The sequence below is a fragment of the Sneathiella sp. genome, from assembly GCF_041689005.1.
Lineage (GTDB): Bacteria > Pseudomonadota > Alphaproteobacteria > Sneathiellales > Sneathiellaceae > Sneathiella.
On record NZ_JBDNHC010000057.1, the window covers coordinates 1 to 17,076 of the forward strand.

Sequence of the window (17,076 nt, forward strand, 5' to 3'; positions counted from 1 at the left end):
GCCGGGCGACAAGCACATCGATGTCTGAAATGTCCGTACTGAAGGTGGTTTCCGCCGAGATGCTTTTGGTCTCCCGCTGAGCCATGACCTTGCGGCTGTCCTGCCCGCGCGACAGATGATAGAGACGGGTTCCCATGACGCCATACCGCCGGACCAGATCACTTTCCTCGCGATGCTGCAACTGACCGATGGTGGTGATCCCGTCGGCGACAAGCTTGCGGTTGAGGGCCTGTCCCACCCCCCAGATATCGCTGACTGGGCGGGGCGCAAGGAAGCTCAGGGTTTCTGCCCGGCCAATGACGGCGAACCCGTTTGGCTTGTCGAGGTCGGAGGCAAGTTTCGCGAGATATTTATTGTAGCTGAGACCGACGGAGACGGTAATACCCACCTCCCTTTCAATTTCACGGGCGAGCCATGCCAGGGATTGCGCCGCATTGCGGCGATGAAGAATTTCCGTGCCGTTGAGGTCCAGAAAAGCCTCATCCAGCGAGATCGGTTCGATATCGGGCGTCAATTGCTGGAACAAGGCATGTATATCACGACTCACGGCCGCATATTTTGCCATGTTTGGGGTGACTATAGCCGCTTCCGGACAGAGCCGCTTCGCCTTGAACAGCGGCATGGCGGAGCGCACACCGGACATCCTCGCGACATAGCAGCAAGTGGTAACGACGCCCCGTCCGCTATCATGGGCGATGATCAGCGGCCGCTCGGACAGTGACGGGTCGTCCCGCTGTTCGACCGCGGCATAAAAGGCATCGCAATCGACATGGGCGAGGGACAGGCTGAACAGCTCAGGATGGCGAAGGATCTTTGGAGACCGACAGTGGGGACAGCGTCTTTCAGTGCGTTCCGGTCCCTCTTCAAGGAGGCTCAGGCAGCGACGGCAGAGCGCGTTCATGTCAAAATACACTGGCCTCAATATGATGGATGATATGGGCCTCAATTTCTGGCCAGTTATAGAGCCGGGTGTGACTATGTTCCGCCGGACCGAGCAAGGCCGATAGTCGCTCATCGGCGATATAATGCAGCCGGTGGACATGGGCGGCATGCTCGCTTACTGAGCTGTGATTATGCGGAATGTCATCAATGAAATAGGCGGGAGCCGTCATTCCATCTGTCAGGTAGCGGACGACCTGGCCCTTGCTGCCGACATTGGCGATAAGCGGGAAATCCATTCCCTTGTCACAAAGGCCGGTTCGCCGGTGGACCGCAAATTTTGGTGGCACATTGCTGAGGACAACAATCTGCGCATGCTCGCTCAATTTTTTGAGGCTTGCCGCCGCCCCGTCAACGGCGGGAAGAAGGGCGCATCGATCCTCGAAAAAATCCGACAGCAACGCCCCGACTTCCGCCCCTTCGATGGGCACCATATCGGATAGCCGCCGGATATTGCCGGTAAGGGCGAAGGACGTCCAGTCGAAAAAAAGATCGCGGGAGGCGAGATAGTCCTCCAGCCCGATCATGAAATTAAACAGAACTTCATCCGCGTCGGTGATTATAAGCGGCCGTGTTCGATCAATTTTCAGTTCCGCGAGTTGTGGCAGAACGTCTTCATGTATATCGGTAAGCATTACTTGTTAGTCCTCAAAATAGGCGCCGGGCAGATGTTGCCGGGCGATTGCCGGGCTGGTCTTGTCAAGATTTTCGTGATTACAGAAGTCAATTAGTATATCCTCGTGGGCGAGTAAAAAATCAAGGACGCCTGCCATTGTCTCGGCACTGTCGGCGGACCGGGATAAATCCCGGGGGTCAAGGCCGGTTTCCGCCATTAACCAGCTCAGTAATTTTTCGTCGGAGGCCACGTAGGCAAGGGCTTGCAAGGCCAGTATCTCCGTTTGTTCCCGATTCATCTGAACTTTCTTACTTTAGTAACAATATCGTAAGGGAAAATTAAACATATTTCTGTTTATTGGGGATTGATAGTAGTTTTATATGCGGCAATTGGGAAGGAGGCGTTAAAATGGAACCTCTGCAACCGAGACCGAAAGTGAGTGCTCTAGATCATGTAACGGACAACACAGTGTTGGCCGCATCGGAAATGGACAGTTTGAAAATGAAGACAGTATTGATTGTCGAAGACAATGACTTAAATATGAAGTTGTTCCATGATCTATTAGATGCTTATGGGTATAACACTATACAGACGAAAGACGGCATGGAAGCGCTCAGTTTGGCGCGCGAGCACATGCCGGACCTGATATTGATGGATATTCAGCTTCCTGAGGTGTCAGGGTTGGAAGTTACGAAATGGATCAAAGAGGATGAGACCTTAAAGTCAATTCCGGTTATCGCCGTAACGGCTTTCGCCATGAAGGGGGATGAGGAAAAAATCCGTGAGGGGGGCTGTGAGGCCTATATCGCGAAGCCGATCTCCGTCGAAGGTTTTCTCAATACCGTCAAAGAATACCTGGGCTAACTGAATGTCTGCACGTATCCTCGTCGTTGATGACGTCATACCGAATGTCAAAATTCTCGAAGCGAAGCTTTCGGTTGAGTATTATGACGTCTTGACTGCGTATAATGGCCCGGACGCGCTGAAAATCGCATTCGACGTCCAGCCTGATCTGATTTTGCTCGATGTCATGATGCCGCAAATGGACGGATTTGAAGTTTGCAGCCGCCTTAAAAAAGACCCGCGAACGGCCCATATCCCGGTCATCATGGTAACGGCGCTCAGCGAAGCGACAGACCGGGTGCAGGGACTGGAGGCCGGCGCCGATGATTTCCTGACAAAACCTGTGGATGACATGTCCTTGTTTGCCCGTGTCAAATCCTTGTTGCGGCTCAAGATGATGATGGATGAATTTCGCCTGCGCGAGGAGACAAGCTCCGAGTTTGGGGTGATCAGCATGTCCGACCGCAAGGAAGAGGCGATACAGCGGGCCCGTATCCTGGTTATCGATGACAATAAGTTTTCCGTAACGCAGATAAAGGAAGTCTACGCTCAGATTTATGACGTCACGATCGAACCGGACATGAACCTTGCGCAGGAAATGCTGCAAACGGGGGATTTCGATCTCGCCGTGATCAGTCTTGATTCGGCAAATTTCGACCCGCTGCGGTTATGTTCGCGGATACGCACCGTTGACGAAACCCGGCATTTGCCGATCCTCACCCTCGTCGATGATGGAGACAAAGACAAGTTGCTGAAAGGCCTTGATCTTGGCGTCAATGACTATGTCATGCGGCCCATCGATACCAACGAGCTGATTGTCCGTACACGTACTCAAATCCTGCGTAAGCAATATCAGGACCGTCTGCGCTATAATTATCACCGGAGCATGGAACTTGCGGTGACTGATAGCCTCACCGGGCTGTATAATCGTCGCTACATGTCAAATCACCTGGAAGCCTTGCTGCACAGGGCGAAATTTGATTATAAGCCGATCTGCGTCATGATCATCGATATTGATTTTTTCAAGAACGTCAATGACACCCACGGCCATGGTGTCGGGGACGATATTATCAAGGAATTTGCCAATCGCATCGGCATGAGTGTCCGTGGAATTGATCTTGCTTGCCGTTATGGCGGTGAGGAATTCGTCGTTGTTATGCCGGATACCGATCTTTCTGTCGCCTCGACCGTTTCGGAACGGCTTCGGCGCCAGATCGCGGATAAGGCCTTCACGGACGCCAAGGGCAGCTATGAGCTGGACCTGACCTGCTCTATCGGGGTTACGGTCTCGCAGGAGAAGGAAAGTCCCGACACCTTATTAAAACGGGCGGATGAGGCGCTTTATACGGCGAAACGGGATGGCCGCAACCGGGTGGCAGTGAATGCCGCCAATGTAGTCAGCTTCGAAAAGACTCCGGGCGTCGCGTTCAACTAACGCCAGAGAGCAGGCACAAAAAAAGCCGCAAGCAATGTTGCGGCCTTTTAAATCTATCCACCGTAAATCTACTTGATTTTGGCTTCCTTGAATTCAACATGCTTGCGGGCAACCGGGTCATATTTCTTCATGACCATTTTCTCGGTCAGCGTCCGGGGATTTTTCTTCGTGACATAGTAAAATCCCGTATCTGCGGTGCTTACCAGCTTGATTTTCAATGTGGTCGGCTTAGCCATATCCGAAACTCCAGTGTTCCCCCGCCGTATCGCGGAAGTGAAAAATATTTGAAGACCGGAAAATACGGATTTAATCCGTCAAGTCAAGCGCAACCTGTCGAAATCGCGATTTTACCCGCTCATCGGGAGCGCAGGACCTGGTGCCCGGCAATCCCAACAAAGGCAAGGCATACGATGGCAAATGTAAAGGGCATCCCGTGCGGCTCGACCCACTCCATCGCCACGCCAGCAATCGCAGGTCCTGCAAGGCTGCCAAGGCCCCACAGGGCGCCAACTGCGGCCGTCGCGGTGACAAGGTCCCCGCCCTTGAATTTCTGCCCCATGATGGACAGCGCAATCGTATAGGTGCCGACGACCGCCCCGCCCCAAATGATCAGCAGCGGCCAGAGAAGAAACGGTCGGGGCATTGCCACGGGCAAAAGAAGCGCCCCGGCAACACCGATTATCCCGCAGCCAAGAATCACCCATGAACTTTTGTATCGGTCCGCCAGCCAGCCAATCGGCACCTGCAGCAGGATATTCCCGGCAAGCAGGGCGCTGGTCATCAGGACGGCTGTTTCCTGCGCCTGACCGTTCTTGATACCATACACCGGCAACAAGGTCAGGACGGATCCGTCGAAAAACGCCACCAGCAGAACGGCGGCACTGATCATGGGGGCTATTCTGACGAATGCAAGGTAGGAATAGCTGCTTTTCCCCCCGAGGTTCGGAAACTGATCACCGACAAGCAGGAAGGCAAGCCCGGCAGACAGGACAATGAAGCCGGAAACAATAAAGGGCAGGGTTCCTTCGGCGCCAAGAAAGTTGATCAGGATCGGACCAAAGGCAAATCCGCAGGTCATGGAGGAGACATAAATCGCAATCGTCCTCCCCCGTGTTTTTTCAATGGCAATCTTGTTCAGCCAGGTCTCGCTGATCAGGAACAGGATCGCCATCGACGTGCCGATCATCAACCGGAGGAAGAACCAGAAATAGATATTATCCGACAGGGCGAGCGACCAGATGCTGACTGTCGCCAGCACTAACGCCCCCCAGAGCATTTTTCCGGACCCGAAGGTGCGGGTCAGGGCGGGCGTGACCGGGGAGGCCAGCAAAAAGGCGAGGGCGGGTAGGGAGCCCATCAACCCGATGATATCACTGCCGAAACCGCGCCGCTCCATCGACAGCGAGACAAGCGGGATAGATAAGCTGAGCGATACCGCCATCGCTGTTACCGCGGCAATGACCGCAATCAATGCCAGCGTGTTGTCCCGTATAGACTCGTCAGTCATGGTCGATGGATCGAATTCGAGGCTTTCCTTTGATATAGCGAAACAGGGGAATGCCGGCGGGTGCGGATGTCGTTTGGGCGGAAGTAGAAACTCGCCTCCCGATTTCCCCGAGGACGAACTCGGTCACATCGACAAGGGGCATTTTCAGCGCCTCGGTCAGGGTAACCCACTGCAGATCAATCAACTCCCGCGAATCTTGGAGTGTGCCCGTGACATGGCGTGCGTCGATGCTCAGGAACCGGGTGTTAAAGCGGATCGGGCTGATCGGTGGGGTTATGGCGCGGGCGATATAATCAAGGTTCGACAGATCCGGTACCAATGCCCCGTTCCGGATGTCGCCAATGACAAGACCAGTTTCCTCATGGGTTTCCCGGACCGCCGCCGTGGCGACGGCATGGGCCATGCCTGCGGGCCGTGAAAGCCTGCGCGCAACATGTTCCGGCAGGGGAGCTAGCGGCTCACACATCGCATCCGCAGCGTCAACGCGGCCACCCGGAAAGACATAGACATTGGGCAGGAACCGGTGGGCCTTTGCCCGACGGCCCATCAGGACATAGATATCATTCTGCTTCTTTTCGTAGATTACAAGGCTTGCTGCCGGGCGGGGAATAACCGGCCTCTGTTCTAGCAAAGGAGTTGTCATTCTTCACCGAATATTCGCTTTCCATGCCGCATTTCAAACATCGGGACCGGCCGGTTGGCATCTCTGGGCGGCCGAGTTTTCAGGAAGGTGTTCGCATGGCTCAGAACCGTTTCAGTAATCAGAGGGATATCGAGGTCGAGAGCCTCGGCTATGGTGACCCAGCGCAGGTCGAGAAGCTCGCCGGAGCCTTTAAGGTCGCCTTCCAGACTTTCGGCATCAGCCACAAAAAATCGCGTATTAAAGCGCTTCTTCCGGTCCGGCGGGGTGACCGCGCGGGCGATATAGTCGAGCTTCGATAAATCCGGGCCGCAGGTGACGGTGCCAAACTCGTTCCAGACCGACAGGCGCGAAATTTTTGGTCCGGGATGCGAGGCAGCGAGGCGCAAGCCGGTTTCCTCAAACGTTTCCCGGATCGCGGCAATTGCCAGCGCCCGGGCGCGGGCCGGGCTGCAGCCGCCCCGGCACAGTCGGGCCAGCACATCGTCACGAAGGTCTCGGGCCGCCGGAATACGGCCGTCGCTGGCATCCACGCGTCCGCCGGGAAAGACATATGTATTGGGGAGAAAGCTGTGCCGTCCACTTCGCTCACCCATCAGGATTTCAGTTTTTGCGCCGCTTTGCCGATAGAGAATGAGTGTCGCGGCGTCTTTCGGGCGCGGCGCCTTGCTGCCGTCGGTTCGGCTTTCCGCGACGGATCTTTTCTTCTCGTTGGTCATGTTAAGAAACTTTCACTTTTCAGCGACTATGCCCTCGCAATGCCGGAAAGTCCAGCGTGAGGACAAGTACATGTGATGTTTCTGCAATTGTTGTGGAGTAGGTAATCGCGGCTTGTTTAGGTGAAATCACCACCGAAACCGTGCATGCGGCGAGCCCATTGGATCCCGATGAGTGCCCCTTTTACACGCGGCAGAAGCCACAGAGAGGACACCAAGGCAATCGGTAGCCAGATCGTTAGCTGCACCCAGGTTGCGGGACTATAGGTCTGCTCAACTGCTAGCAACCCGGACAGAACAAAATGCAAAACGATCAACATCGTGAAATAGGGCGGCGCGTCGTCGGCGCGCTGGTAATGCAGTTCCAGACCACAAGTTTCGCAGGTATGTTTGACCTTGATATAGCTCTTGTAGATATCGCCAATGCCGCAGCGGGGGCAGCGTTGACGCAGGCCGTGGAAAAGGGCCTGACGGACGGATCGTTCCTGTTCGACAATATTCATGGTCACCATTTCTCTAATTTCGCTGACACCAATAGCATTAGCTGGGGATGAAAAGTACGACGAAAAGGGGTTTGCGACATTGTGCCGCAGAATTCAGTCTGACCGAGCTGTTCGCTTTGCCCGCTTTTTGGCCTTGGGCAGCGTTTTCTTTTTCTTCTTCTTTTTTGGCGGCTGGGCAGAGGCTTTGACGCCAGGTTTTCTGCCAGACGACCGGCGGGTATCCCGGGCCGGACGCGGAGAGGCCGCGCCGCCGTCGCGGCCGTCGATAACCTCGGCGATCATGCTGCCAGTGACAATGTCCACTTCACGCAGGCGCACTGCCAACCGGTCAGCAAGCCGGTAAGTTACCCCGGTGCGCCGCCCGACAAGTCTGTGTTTGTCGGGATCGTAATGGAAATAGTCGTTGCCGAGCGTAGAGATCGGCACCAACGCATCGGCGCCGGTATCATCGAAGGAGAGGAACAGTCCTGCCCGGGTTACGCCCGAGACTTTCGTCTGAAAAATCTCGCCGACCTTGTTGGCGAGAAAGACGGCGGTGAAACGGTCGTTGGTCTGCCGCTCGGCGATCATCGCCCGTCGCTCGAAATTCGAGATCATGGTACCAATTTCCACAAATTCCGCTGCTTCCTCCTCGTGCAACCCGCCGTCGCCGAGCTTGAGCGCGGCAATCAGGCTGCGATGGACGAGCAAATCCGCATATCGGCGGATCGGCGAGGTGAAATGGGCGTAGTTTTTCAGGTTGAGCCCGAAATGATGCAGATTGTCCGGGCTGTAGACCGCCTGCGACTGCGTCCTGAGAACCAGTGAGCTGACAAGCTCTCGGTCAATCTCGGTGTCCGCCTGGGCAAGAATACGGTTGAACGTGCTGGTTTGCACAATCTGTCCCTTGGCGAAGCGGATATTCATGTCGGCCAGGGTTTCCTGCAAGCCCACGAGCTTGTCGGCGGAGGGCGGCTCATGCACGCGGAACATACAGGGGCGGCGCAATTTTACCAGAGTCTCGGCGGCCGAGACGTTGGCCTGGATCATGAATTCCTCGATCAGCATATGGGCTGCGAACCGCTGCTTTTTATGTACCGCCTTGATAAAGCCGTCCTCGCCAAATTCAATTTGCCGCTCTGGCAATTCGAGATCAAGGGGCTGGCGTTTCGCTCGCGCCTTTTTCAGGGCCGCGTAAGCCCCGTAGAGCGGATGTATGACATGGTCAACCAACGGCTCAGTTACCGCGTCTGGTTGCCCGTCCTCGGCGTCCTGTGCCTGACGATAGGTGAGAGAGGCGGCACTGTTGATCAGGGCGCGCATGAATTTATGGCGAAGCTTGTTGCCCTCGACATCGAACCACATCTGCACTGCCATCACCGGCCGGTCAACCTTGTCATGCAAGGAGCAGAGATCGCTGGACAGTTCATGGGGCAGCATCGGAACAACCCGGTCAGGGAAATAAACACTATTTCCCCGTAGCTTGGCAGATTTATCTAATTCAGATTGATAGGTGACATAATGGGCAACATCGGCAATGGCGACAATAACCTGCCAGCCGCCCGGATTTTTTGCATCATCGTCGGGCGCGGCCCAGACCGCATCATCGCGATCGCGGGCATCTTCCGGGTCGATGGTGATGATTGGCAGTTTTCGGAGATCGGTGCGTTTGCCAAGCGAAACCGGTTTGGCCGTCATGGCTTCCTTGATGGTCGCGTCATTGAACTCTGAGGGAATGCCTTGGGCATGGATGGCGATCAGACTGATCGAGGTGGCATCGCCCATCGGACCGATTCGCTCCTTCACCCGGCCTTCCGGCAGAGCATAGGTTTTTCCAGGTAAAATCTCGCAGAGCACGACCTCGCCGGTTTGCGCGCCAAGCGAATTATCCTCCCGGACAATGATTTCCTTTTTCAGCTTACGATCTGTTGGCTGGACCCGGCCGTCCTTGCCGATTTTCGTGTAAACGCCAAGGACCGGGCCGGTGGCGGCTTCGAGATGCCGGATAACCCGCGCTTCATAGGTTCCGTCTTTTGATCGGCTGAGACGGGCAAGCAGGCGATCCCCGACACCGGGGGCATGGGCACGTGTTTTCGCGTCTTGCTGCAGATAGATGATCGGGGCGGCGCCTTCAGTCCAGGTCGCAGGTTTGGCGACCGCCTCGCCATCCTTGGTGAGATGGTCGACCTCGATCACGGCGACAGAGGGTAGGGCACCAGCCGGGGCGAGTTCGCGCTTGCGACCTTTTTCGAGTGCGCCGTCGTCAACAAGCTCCTTCAGTATCTTTTTTAGGTAGATACGGTCGGCGCCCTTGATCTGGAAGGCTTTGGCGATCTCGCGCTTGCCGACGGGGGTCTCGCTATCGTCGATGAACTGGCGAACCTCGGCCTTGGTTGGCAGGGGTGACTTATTGGTGTCTGTGGGGGTCAAAATATCCTGTTTTCCAAGTCTAATGGCAGCAGACGGGTTTTAGTCGGCATTGGCCGTTGACTTTTTCGCCGCCGCTTTTTTTGCGGGAGCCTTCTTGGCCGCGGTTTTCTTCTTCGCAGCTGGTTTCTTTGCGCCTGCTTTTTTGGCCAGTTTCGGCTTTTTTCCGCTTTTTTCGGCCCGCTCCGCCAGCAGCGTCACCGCCTCGTCGAGAGTGATGGTCAAGGGGTCTGATCCTTTGGGGATCGTCGCATTGATGCCGCCGTGGGCGACATAGGCCCCATAGCGGCCGTCCTTGACATTGATATCCGCTCCGTCTGCCGGATGGGCGCCAACGACACGCAGCGGCGCTGCGCCGCGGCCGGCCCCGCCGCGCGGTTTCGCGGCAGCCAGCAGCTCGACGGCCCGGTTCATGCCGATGGTCAGCACTTCCATGCTTTCGGCAACCCGCCCGTATTTCTTGTCACACTCAACATAGGGGCCATAGCGGCCGAGCCCGGCGGTGATCATGCTGCCTGATTCCGGATGTGGACCGACTTCTCGCGGTAGGGCCATCAACTGCACGGCGAGATCGAAATCGACGGTGTCAAGCGGCACATCCTTGGGAATGGAGACCCGTTTTGGCTTCTTCTTCGGCTCCGGCTCGCCCAGCTGTAAATAGGGACCATATGGGCCTTTGCGCAGGGTTATCATCAAGCCGGTCTCCGGGTCGAGGCCGATTTCCTTTGGCCCTTCGTCGATGCTGGTATCCTCGTCGTCCTTGGTGCCAAGTTGCCGGGTGAAGCGGCATTCAGGATAGTTTGAGCAACCGATAAAAGCCCCGAACCGCCCGGTTTTCAGACTAAGCCGGCCCTCATCACATTTCGGGCAGGTGCGCGGATCCTTGCCATCCTCGCGCGGCGGGAAAACATGCGGCGCCAGCACACGGTTGAGCTCCTCTAGGACATCCGAGACCCGGAGTTCGGCAGTTCCCTCGACGGAGAGATTGAAATCAAACCAGAAATCACGCAAGACCTGTTTCCAATCCATTTTTGCGGCCGACACATCATCGAGTTTTTCCTCAAGCTGCGCCGTGAAATCATATTCCACATAGCGCGTAAAGAAGGAGGAAAGGAACGCGGTGACCAGCTGTCCCTTGTCTTCGGGATAGAAGCGCTTCTGCTCAATGCGGACATAATCGCGGTCCTGCAGAACGGAGATGATGGACGCGTAGGTGGATGGACGCCCGATGCCAAGCTCCTCCAGCTTCTTGACTAGGCTGGCTTCGGAATAGCGGGGGGCAGGCTCGGTAAAATGCTGGTCCTCGCGGACGATATCCGTATCAACCTTTGCTCCCGATTCTATGGCGGGGAGACGATTGCCGCCCTCTTCATCGACAGCATCATCACGGCCTTCCTCGTAAAGCTTGAGAAAACCTGCGAAGCGAACGACACTGCCGGTGGCGCGTAAAGTTTGTCCGGCCCCGTCACTGAAATCAATTGTGGTGCGTTCAAGCCGCGCGCTTTCCATCTGACTGGCAACCGTGCGCTTCCAGACCAGTTCATAGAGCCGTAAATGTTCCTGATCGAGGTATTTGGCGGCTATGGCTGGAGTGCGGGATAGATCCGTTGGCCGGATGGCCTCATGAGCTTCCTGCGCATTCTTGGATTTTGCCTTGTAATAACGCGGCGTCTCGGGCACGTATTCCTTACCATATTCACGGGCGATAACGTTGCGGGCGCCTTCAACCGCTTCATTGGCGAGGCTGACGCCGTCGGTCCGCATATAGGTGATCAGGCCTTGGGTTTCGCCGCCGATATCAAAGCCTTCATAGAGTTTCTGCGCCACCATCATCGTCCGCTTGGCACCGAAGCCGAGCTTGCGGGAGGCCTCCTGCTGCAGGGTCGAGGTGGTAAAGGGCGGGGAGGGGTTGCGCTTGGCTGGCTTCTGGGTCACATCGGACACGGTGAAATGGCCTGCGCGGACTTTTTCGGCGGCGGCTTTCGCCGTTTCCCCATTGGGCAGCGAAAATTTGTCGAGCTTCTTGTTGGCGAGATGGGTCAGACGGGCCGTGATCTTCTCCGCCTTGTTGGTCATGAAATCCGCGTCAATCGTCCAGTATTCTTCGGCGATAAAGGCCTCGATCTCAAGCTCGCGCTCACAGATCAGGCGGAGTGCGACCGATTGCACCCGACCCGCCGATTTGGCGCCGGGCAACTTGCGCCAGAGGACCGGTGACAGGGTAAAGCCGACAAGATAGTCGAGGGCCCGCCGTGCCTGCTGGGCATTGACGAGATTCATATCCAGCTCGCGCGGATGGGCAATCCCGTCCAGCACCGCGCGCTTGGTGATTTCATTGAAGACAACGCGGCTGACTTTCGCGGTTTTCAGCTTTTTCTTTTCCTCCATCACTTTCATCACATGCCAGGCGATGGCCTCCCCCTCACGATCCGGGTCAGTGGCGAGATACAGATTTTCGGCGCCGTCAAGGGCGTCGGCAATGGCCTTGATATGTTTGGCGGATTTCGCATCGTTCTGGTAATCCATGGCGAAATCTTCTTCCGGCTTCACAGATCCGTCCTTCGACGGCAGGTCGCGGATATGCCCGTAGGAAGCCAGAACCGTGAAGTCCTTGCCCAGATATTTGTTGATGGTCTTGGCTTTGGCCGGAGACTCGACGACAACTACGTTCATATTAACACCGCAGACTTTCTCTGTTAAATTCGCCTCAAGTAAAAGGCACCCGTCCGTCTTATATAGAGACGCTACTCAATGATGGAAACCCTGTTTCCGAAATGACGCTCTAGTCTACCTGCCAGTTCAAGTTCAAGTAAAATCGTTAAAATGAGTGCTGGCGGCTGTTCCATCAGGCGGATCAACTCGTCGATTTCTATTGGGGTCGGGCTGAGAAAAGTGATCAGTTGCGGGCGGATTTTATCAAGATGCTGCTCCTGCTGTGGGGCGGGAGGGGCGAAGGGAAGGAGCGGCTGGTCCGGCTCCTTCAGGGGTTGCCGGCGGATATTCTGAAGGGACTCCAGGATATCATCGGCGCTTTCTGTGAGCTGGGCGCCGCTCCGGATGAGGTTATTGGTGCCGCGCGCACGCGGATCCATGGGGGAGCCGGGGATGGCAAATATTTCACGTCCCTGTTCAAGCGCCATGCGGGCGGTGATGAGGGAGCCAGAACGCGGTGATGCCTCGACGACCAGCACACCGAGCGAAAGCCCGGAAATAATCCGGTTGCGGCGCGGGAAATGGCGGGCCTGGGGCACCGTGGCGAACGGCTGTTCCGCGATCACGCATCCACGGTCATAAATCTGCTTTTGCAGCTCCTTGTTTTCGCGCGGGTACGGATAGTCAATGCCACCACCGACAACCGCAACCGTGCCGCCGGCAAGAGCGGCCTGATGGGCGGCGGTATCAATGCCGCGTGCGAGGCCGGAGGCGACAATGATCTTTTTTGCGCTCAACTCCGCGGCGATCTTCTGGGTTATCCTGACAGCGACCGCAGAGGAATTGCGGGCGCCGACGATGGCGACCGTATCCTCGTTCAGCAGATGGCCATGACCCTTGACGGTGAGGACCGGCGGCGGATCAGCAATATTGCGCAGCCGCGCCGGATAGTCGGGCTCGCAGGCGGCGATCATGCGCGCGCCAAACCGCGTGACATCCTCAATTTCCTTTTGCGCGGCGGCCAGCGGGCAGATCCGTATCGGTTTTTTTCGGCCCCCCTTGCGGGCAAGCTCCGGCAGCGCCTCCAGCGATTTGCGGGCACTACCAAAGCGGGCGAGAAGCTGGAAGAAGGTGATCGGGCCGACATTTTCCGAGCGGATCAGGCGCAGCCAGTCCAGTCGTTCCTCCGATGACAGTTCGTGCATGTTTTCCATAAGCTTAAAGTGACAGGATTTTATTAAACGCGTCAATTGATTTCATGCGCGCCAGGCACACGCTGGATTCCCGTCTGGATTTTTTTTAAAGGAAATGGCCAGGCCGCAATTACGGGTCGCTGCCGAACCTGGGTGCCCTGTCAAATAACCGCCGAAAGGAAAAAGATCGGACGTTTTCTTCATATTTAACCAGCTTTTCGCCTTCGCGAGGAGCGAGGTCAAGGGGGGTAGTTGGAAAGGATGGGATGTCGATCACAGGAGCGATTTCCGGTATCGCGGGATTAACCGCTGGCACCGGGCGGTGTGGTCGAACGGGCGCTTTCAGAAGTACAAGTGGAGCCGGCCTGATGGCGTTGAAGCGTTCTTTTAGGGAGGGCTGGGGCGGTGACGGCGGGCTATCTGTTTTCTCTACGATAAGGGTGTGGGCCAGAAATTTGCGATGAAAGGCGCTTTTGTGGCGGGCGATTTCTGCCTCTCGCCGCGTCACTTGCGCTAAAAACTCACGGTGGGTCGTATCGGCAAGTGCCTGAAGCCTGAGAACAAGGGCATCGCCAGAGGGTGTTGTAATAACTGGGGTAATGGACATGCAAATTCTCACTGTAAGGAATTACACCTTTAAGTAATCATATGCAAATTATGTTTCTACCTTTGGTCGGGATTTCTTTTCGCCGATCCGGGGTTCTTCACCTTTCAGCAGGCGGGCGATATTCTGGTGATGACGGATAAAGATGAAAAGGGCCATAAAGGCGGTGAACTCAATAAGTTGCAGATCCCCGTAATAAACACCGCCGAGCGGCGAGAGCCGCATCAGCAGATACGTATAGAGCGGTGAGAGCGCGGCGGAAACGAGTGCAGAGAGAGACGAGTAGCGAAAAGTCACAGCGACGGCCAGCCATGTGAGCACAACGGCAATCCCCGCCGGCCAACAGATCGCGAGCATGACACCGATAAAAGTCGCAACGCCCTTACCCCCCTTAAAACGCAGCCAGATGGGGAATAGATGGCCCAAAAAAGCGCCGCCACCCGCCAGCACTGCAAAATCTTGCGTGAAGTAGATATTGGCGAGGATCACGACAATCGCGCCCTTGCCGCCATCAAGCAGGAGAGTTGCGAGCGCAAGGCCCTTGTTCCCGGTCCGGAGCACATTGGTCGCGCCGATACTGCCCGAGCCAATATTGCGTACATCGCCGTGGCCGGCGAGCTTTGTCAGCACTAGCCCGAACGGTATGGAGCCAATGAGATAACCCACAATCACCGCCGCGTAATAGGGCCAGGTAAAGCTGAAATCGCCAATCGGGTCCGGCATGGAGGTGCCTCCTACAATTCGAACACGGCGGTGCCGCGAACAAAGGTTTTGAGGACGCGCCCTTGCAGCAAATGGCCGTCGAACGCGGTATTTTTTGATTTTGATTTCAGCAAGTCACCGTCGACCTGCCACGGCCGCTCGGTGTCGAACAGGAAAATATCCGCTTTCGCCCCTTTCCGGAGCGCGCCCGCGTTGAGCCCGAGCAGTTTGGCGGGCGCCACCGTCATCGTGTAGAGCAGGCGCAGAAGATCAACGTCTCCATTGTGATAGAGGCGAAGACTGACCGGCAACATGGTTTCCAGCCCGATGACGCCGGGTTTGGCCTGGGCGAAGGGAACACGTTTGCTGTCGGCGCTCTGCGGCAGATGCTGGGAGGAAATGATATCGATCGTCCCGTCCTTGATCGCCTCGATTACCGCCAGTCGCTCTTCTTCTTCGCGAAGCGGCGGGGAGACACGGGCGAACGTGCGGTATTCGCCGAGTTCAAGGTCATTGAGCGCATGGTAATGCGGGGCGGTCCCGGCGGTAACCTTCAGTCCGTCATTTTTTGCCCGGCGCATGGTATCGAGTGCGTCGCGGGTGCTCAAGTGCGCCGCATGCCAGCGCGCGCCAGTCATTTTGACAAGGCGGATATCCCGCTCCACCAGAATGGCCTCGGCGCAGGAGGGGATGGATTTCAGTCCCATGAAGGTCGCCGTACGCCCGCCTGTGATGACACCGCCAGCGGCCAGCGCCGGATCCTCGGCATGGACAATGACGGGCAGGTCAAACATGCTGGCATAGGCCAAAGCCCGGCGCATCAGGTTGATATTGGCAATAGCAAACTGACCGTCACTGACGGCGACCACACCGGCCTCAGACAGCAGGCCGAATTCCGCCATTTCCTCGCCCAGCAGCCCCTTGGTGAGCGCCCCGGTGATGCAGACATTGACGGCGCAGGTTGTTTTCGCCCGCCGCGCCACCAGTTCGACCAGCGCTGGATCGTCAATCACTGGTTCGGTTGCCGGGAAAGCATTTATGGTGGTGACCCCGCCGGCGGCGGCGGCCATTCCGGCGGTCGCCATGGTTTCACGATGTTCTTTGCCCGGTTCGCAGAGATAGGCATGGGCATCGACGAGGCCGGGAGCCAGATAATTTCCGCCGCAGTCCTCAACCGTCGCGCCGTCTGGCAGCGCGTCCTTTGTGATATGCGATCCCCAGTCGAGGATTTTCCCCTTCTCGATCAACAGGCCGCCCCTGATGTCGGTCGATGTCGCCGGATCGAGCAGGCGGGCGTTAATCAGGGCATGTACTGGCGCGGCCATCAGGCATCCCCCCGCGTCAACAGGTCAAGACAGGCCATGCGCACGGCGACGCCCATTTCCACTTGTTCAGAGATGGCGCTGATAATCAGGTCATCCGCAATCTCGGAGTCAATCTCTACACCGCGGTTCATCGGACCGGGATGCATGATCAGCGCGTCGGGTCGGGCCACGGACAGCTTTTCCTTGTCGAGGCCAAAAAAGTGGAAATATTCCCGTACGGACGGCACGAAGGAGCCTTGCATGCGCTCGGTCTGCAGGCGCAGCATCATGACGATATCCGCATCCTTCAGCCCTTCCGACATTTTGTGATAAACCTCCACGCCCATTTTCGCGGCATGGGAGGGGATCAGGGTTGTCGGGCCGACCACGCGCACCCGCGCGCCCATGATATTCAGCAGGGCGATGTTGGAGCGGGCGACACGGCTATGCTGGATGTCTCCGCAAATGGCCACGATGAGCCCCTGCAACCGTCCTTTGCGGCGGCGGATCGTGAGGGCATCAAGCAGCGCCTGCGTCGGGTGCTCGTGACTGCCGTCGCCGCCATTGATGACGGCGCAGTCGACTTTCTGGGCCAGCAGATGCGGTGCCCCTGAATCGGGATGGCGGATCACCAGAACGTCCGGGTGCATGGCATTCAGGGTCATCGCCGTATCGATCAGCGTCTCGCCCTTTTTGACCGAGCTGGACCCCACCGACATATTTATGACATCGGCACCAAGCCGCATGCCTGCCAGCTCGAACGAGGTCCGGGTCCGGGTTGAGTTTTCATAAAAGAGGTTGATCTGGGTCCGGCCGTGAAGGAGAGACTGCTTCTTGTCAGCGGAGCGCGAGGTTTCCGCGTAACTCTCTGCAAGATCAAGGATCTGGTTGATATCGGTGACGCTAAGTCGCGCAATATCAAGGAGATGCCGATGGGCAAATCGTATGGGATCTGTATTAGTCATTAAAAGAAAACTGTATAGCGATCCTCGGCAGGCGGGGCAAGCGTCAGTTGA

17 protein-coding genes are annotated in these 17,076 nt (G+C 56.7%); 2 read left to right on the forward strand and 15 right to left on the reverse strand.

The annotated features are described in order from the left end of the window. From ACESNI_RS06495 to ACESNI_RS06505, 3 genes are all read right to left on the reverse strand, one after another. On the reverse strand, positions 1–901 hold a 901-nt coding region (locus ACESNI_RS06495; RefSeq protein WP_373085714.1), incomplete at its 3' end, for a DNA polymerase IV. A 1-nt stretch (position 902) separates the two neighbouring features. Then, complete coding sequence (locus ACESNI_RS06500; protein ID WP_373085715.1) at positions 903–1,574, reverse strand: hypothetical protein; 672 nt, start codon at positions 1,572–1,574, stop codon at positions 903–905. 6 nt (positions 1,575–1,580) lie between these two features. Beyond that, positions 1,581–1,853: a DUF3572 domain-containing protein gene (locus ACESNI_RS06505; protein ID WP_373085717.1), complete on the reverse strand. Its 273-nt coding sequence runs from the start codon at positions 1,851–1,853 to the stop codon at positions 1,581–1,583. Between the two features lie 188 nt (positions 1,854–2,041). Here ACESNI_RS06505 and ACESNI_RS06510 point away from each other — a divergent pair, with 188 nt between their 5' ends. Beyond that, positions 2,042–2,419, forward strand: a complete 378-nt coding sequence (locus tag ACESNI_RS06510; RefSeq protein WP_373085752.1) for a response regulator — start codon at positions 2,042–2,044, stop codon at positions 2,417–2,419. A 4-nt stretch (positions 2,420–2,423) separates the two neighbouring features. Beyond that, on the forward strand, positions 2,424–3,833 hold the full coding sequence (locus ACESNI_RS06515) for a PleD family two-component system response regulator (RefSeq protein WP_373085718.1): 1,410 nt from the start codon (positions 2,424–2,426) through the stop codon (positions 3,831–3,833). A 68-nt stretch (positions 3,834–3,901) separates the two neighbouring features. Here the strand turns inward: ACESNI_RS06515 and rpmG are convergent, their stop codons facing one another. From rpmG to ACESNI_RS06575, 12 genes are all read right to left on the reverse strand, one after another. Further along, positions 3,902–4,069 (reverse strand): 50S ribosomal protein L33, encoded by a 168-nt coding sequence (rpmG, locus tag ACESNI_RS06520; protein WP_373085719.1) that lies wholly within the window; start codon positions 4,067–4,069, stop codon positions 3,902–3,904. A gap of 119 nt (positions 4,070–4,188) precedes the next feature. After that, positions 4,189–5,340, reverse strand: a complete 1,152-nt coding sequence (locus tag ACESNI_RS06525; RefSeq protein ID WP_373085720.1) for an MFS transporter — start codon at positions 5,338–5,340, stop codon at positions 4,189–4,191. Then, positions 5,333–5,983: an NUDIX domain-containing protein gene (locus tag ACESNI_RS06530; protein ID WP_373085722.1), complete on the reverse strand. Its 651-nt coding sequence runs from the start codon at positions 5,981–5,983 to the stop codon at positions 5,333–5,335. Before ACESNI_RS06530 ends, ACESNI_RS06525 begins: the two co-directional genes overlap by 8 nt. Next, positions 5,980–6,699, reverse strand: a complete 720-nt coding sequence (locus ACESNI_RS06535) for an NUDIX domain-containing protein (protein WP_373085724.1) — start codon at positions 6,697–6,699, stop codon at positions 5,980–5,982. Before ACESNI_RS06535 ends, ACESNI_RS06530 begins: the two co-directional genes overlap by 4 nt. 116 nt (positions 6,700–6,815) lie before the next feature. Further along, positions 6,816–7,199, reverse strand: a complete 384-nt coding sequence (locus ACESNI_RS06540) for a DUF983 domain-containing protein (protein WP_373085726.1) — start codon at positions 7,197–7,199, stop codon at positions 6,816–6,818. A gap of 93 nt (positions 7,200–7,292) precedes the next feature. Continuing rightward, positions 7,293–9,608 (reverse strand): ribonuclease R, encoded by a 2,316-nt coding sequence (gene rnr, locus ACESNI_RS06545; protein WP_373085727.1) that lies wholly within the window; start codon positions 9,606–9,608, stop codon positions 7,293–7,295. A gap of 39 nt (positions 9,609–9,647) precedes the next feature. Then, positions 9,648–12,278 carry a type I DNA topoisomerase gene (gene topA / locus ACESNI_RS06550; RefSeq protein WP_373085728.1) on the reverse strand — a complete coding sequence of 877 codons (2,631 nt, stop codon included), beginning with the start codon at positions 12,276–12,278 and terminating at the stop codon, positions 9,648–9,650. 71 nt (positions 12,279–12,349) lie between these two features. Then, positions 12,350–13,462 carry a DNA-processing protein DprA gene (dprA, locus tag ACESNI_RS06555; protein ID WP_373085729.1) on the reverse strand — a complete coding sequence of 371 codons (1,113 nt, stop codon included), beginning with the start codon at positions 13,460–13,462 and terminating at the stop codon, positions 12,350–12,352. 118 nt (positions 13,463–13,580) lie between these two features. Continuing rightward, positions 13,581–14,057: a hypothetical protein gene (locus ACESNI_RS06560; protein ID WP_373085730.1), complete on the reverse strand. Its 477-nt coding sequence runs from the start codon at positions 14,055–14,057 to the stop codon at positions 13,581–13,583. A 48-nt stretch (positions 14,058–14,105) separates the two neighbouring features. Next, positions 14,106–14,777 (reverse strand): glycerol-3-phosphate 1-O-acyltransferase PlsY, encoded by a 672-nt coding sequence (plsY, locus tag ACESNI_RS06565; protein ID WP_373085731.1) that lies wholly within the window; start codon positions 14,775–14,777, stop codon positions 14,106–14,108. An 11-nt stretch (positions 14,778–14,788) separates the two neighbouring features. Next, complete coding sequence (pyrC, locus tag ACESNI_RS06570; protein ID WP_373085732.1) at positions 14,789–16,081, reverse strand: dihydroorotase; 1,293 nt, start codon at positions 16,079–16,081, stop codon at positions 14,789–14,791. Then, on the reverse strand, positions 16,081–17,025 hold the full coding sequence (locus ACESNI_RS06575) for an aspartate carbamoyltransferase catalytic subunit (protein ID WP_373085733.1): 945 nt from the start codon (positions 17,023–17,025) through the stop codon (positions 16,081–16,083). Before ACESNI_RS06575 ends, pyrC begins: the two co-directional genes overlap by 1 nt. Between the last annotated feature and the right edge of the window lie 51 nt (positions 17,026–17,076).

What these genes read in the sequence shown, in the direction of transcription:
- ACESNI_RS06500 (WP_373085715.1), bottom strand. Translation starts at nt 1,574, where the DNA reads ATGCTTACCGATATACATGAAGACGTTCTGCCACAACTCGCGGAACTG.
- ACESNI_RS06505 (WP_373085717.1), bottom strand. Translation starts at nt 1,853, where the DNA reads ATGAATCGGGAACAAACGGAGATACTGGCCTTGCAAGCCCTTGCCTAC.
- ACESNI_RS06510 (WP_373085752.1), top strand. Translation starts at nt 2,042, where the DNA reads ATGGACAGTTTGAAAATGAAGACAGTATTGATTGTCGAAGACAATGAC.
- ACESNI_RS06515 (WP_373085718.1), top strand. Translation starts at nt 2,424, where the DNA reads ATGTCTGCACGTATCCTCGTCGTTGATGACGTCATACCGAATGTCAAA.
- rpmG (WP_373085719.1), bottom strand. Translation starts at nt 4,069, where the DNA reads ATGGCTAAGCCGACCACATTGAAAATCAAGCTGGTAAGCACCGCAGAT.
- ACESNI_RS06525 (WP_373085720.1), bottom strand. Translation starts at nt 5,340, where the DNA reads ATGACTGACGAGTCTATACGGGACAACACGCTGGCATTGATTGCGGTC.
- ACESNI_RS06530 (WP_373085722.1), bottom strand. Translation starts at nt 5,983, where the DNA reads ATGACAACTCCTTTGCTAGAACAGAGGCCGGTTATTCCCCGCCCGGCA.
- ACESNI_RS06535 (WP_373085724.1), bottom strand. Translation starts at nt 6,699, where the DNA reads ATGACCAACGAGAAGAAAAGATCCGTCGCGGAAAGCCGAACCGACGGC.
- ACESNI_RS06540 (WP_373085726.1), bottom strand. Translation starts at nt 7,199, where the DNA reads ATGAATATTGTCGAACAGGAACGATCCGTCCGTCAGGCCCTTTTCCAC.
- topA (WP_373085728.1), bottom strand. Translation starts at nt 12,278, where the DNA reads ATGAACGTAGTTGTCGTCGAGTCTCCGGCCAAAGCCAAGACCATCAAC.
- dprA (WP_373085729.1), bottom strand. Translation starts at nt 13,462, where the DNA reads ATGCACGAACTGTCATCGGAGGAACGACTGGACTGGCTGCGCCTGATC.
- ACESNI_RS06560 (WP_373085730.1), bottom strand. Translation starts at nt 14,057, where the DNA reads ATGTCCATTACCCCAGTTATTACAACACCCTCTGGCGATGCCCTTGTT.
- plsY (WP_373085731.1), bottom strand. Translation starts at nt 14,777, where the DNA reads ATGCCGGACCCGATTGGCGATTTCAGCTTTACCTGGCCCTATTACGCG.
- pyrC (WP_373085732.1), bottom strand. Translation starts at nt 16,081, where the DNA reads ATGGCCGCGCCAGTACATGCCCTGATTAACGCCCGCCTGCTCGATCCG.
- ACESNI_RS06575 (WP_373085733.1), bottom strand. Translation starts at nt 17,025, where the DNA reads ATGACTAATACAGATCCCATACGATTTGCCCATCGGCATCTCCTTGAT.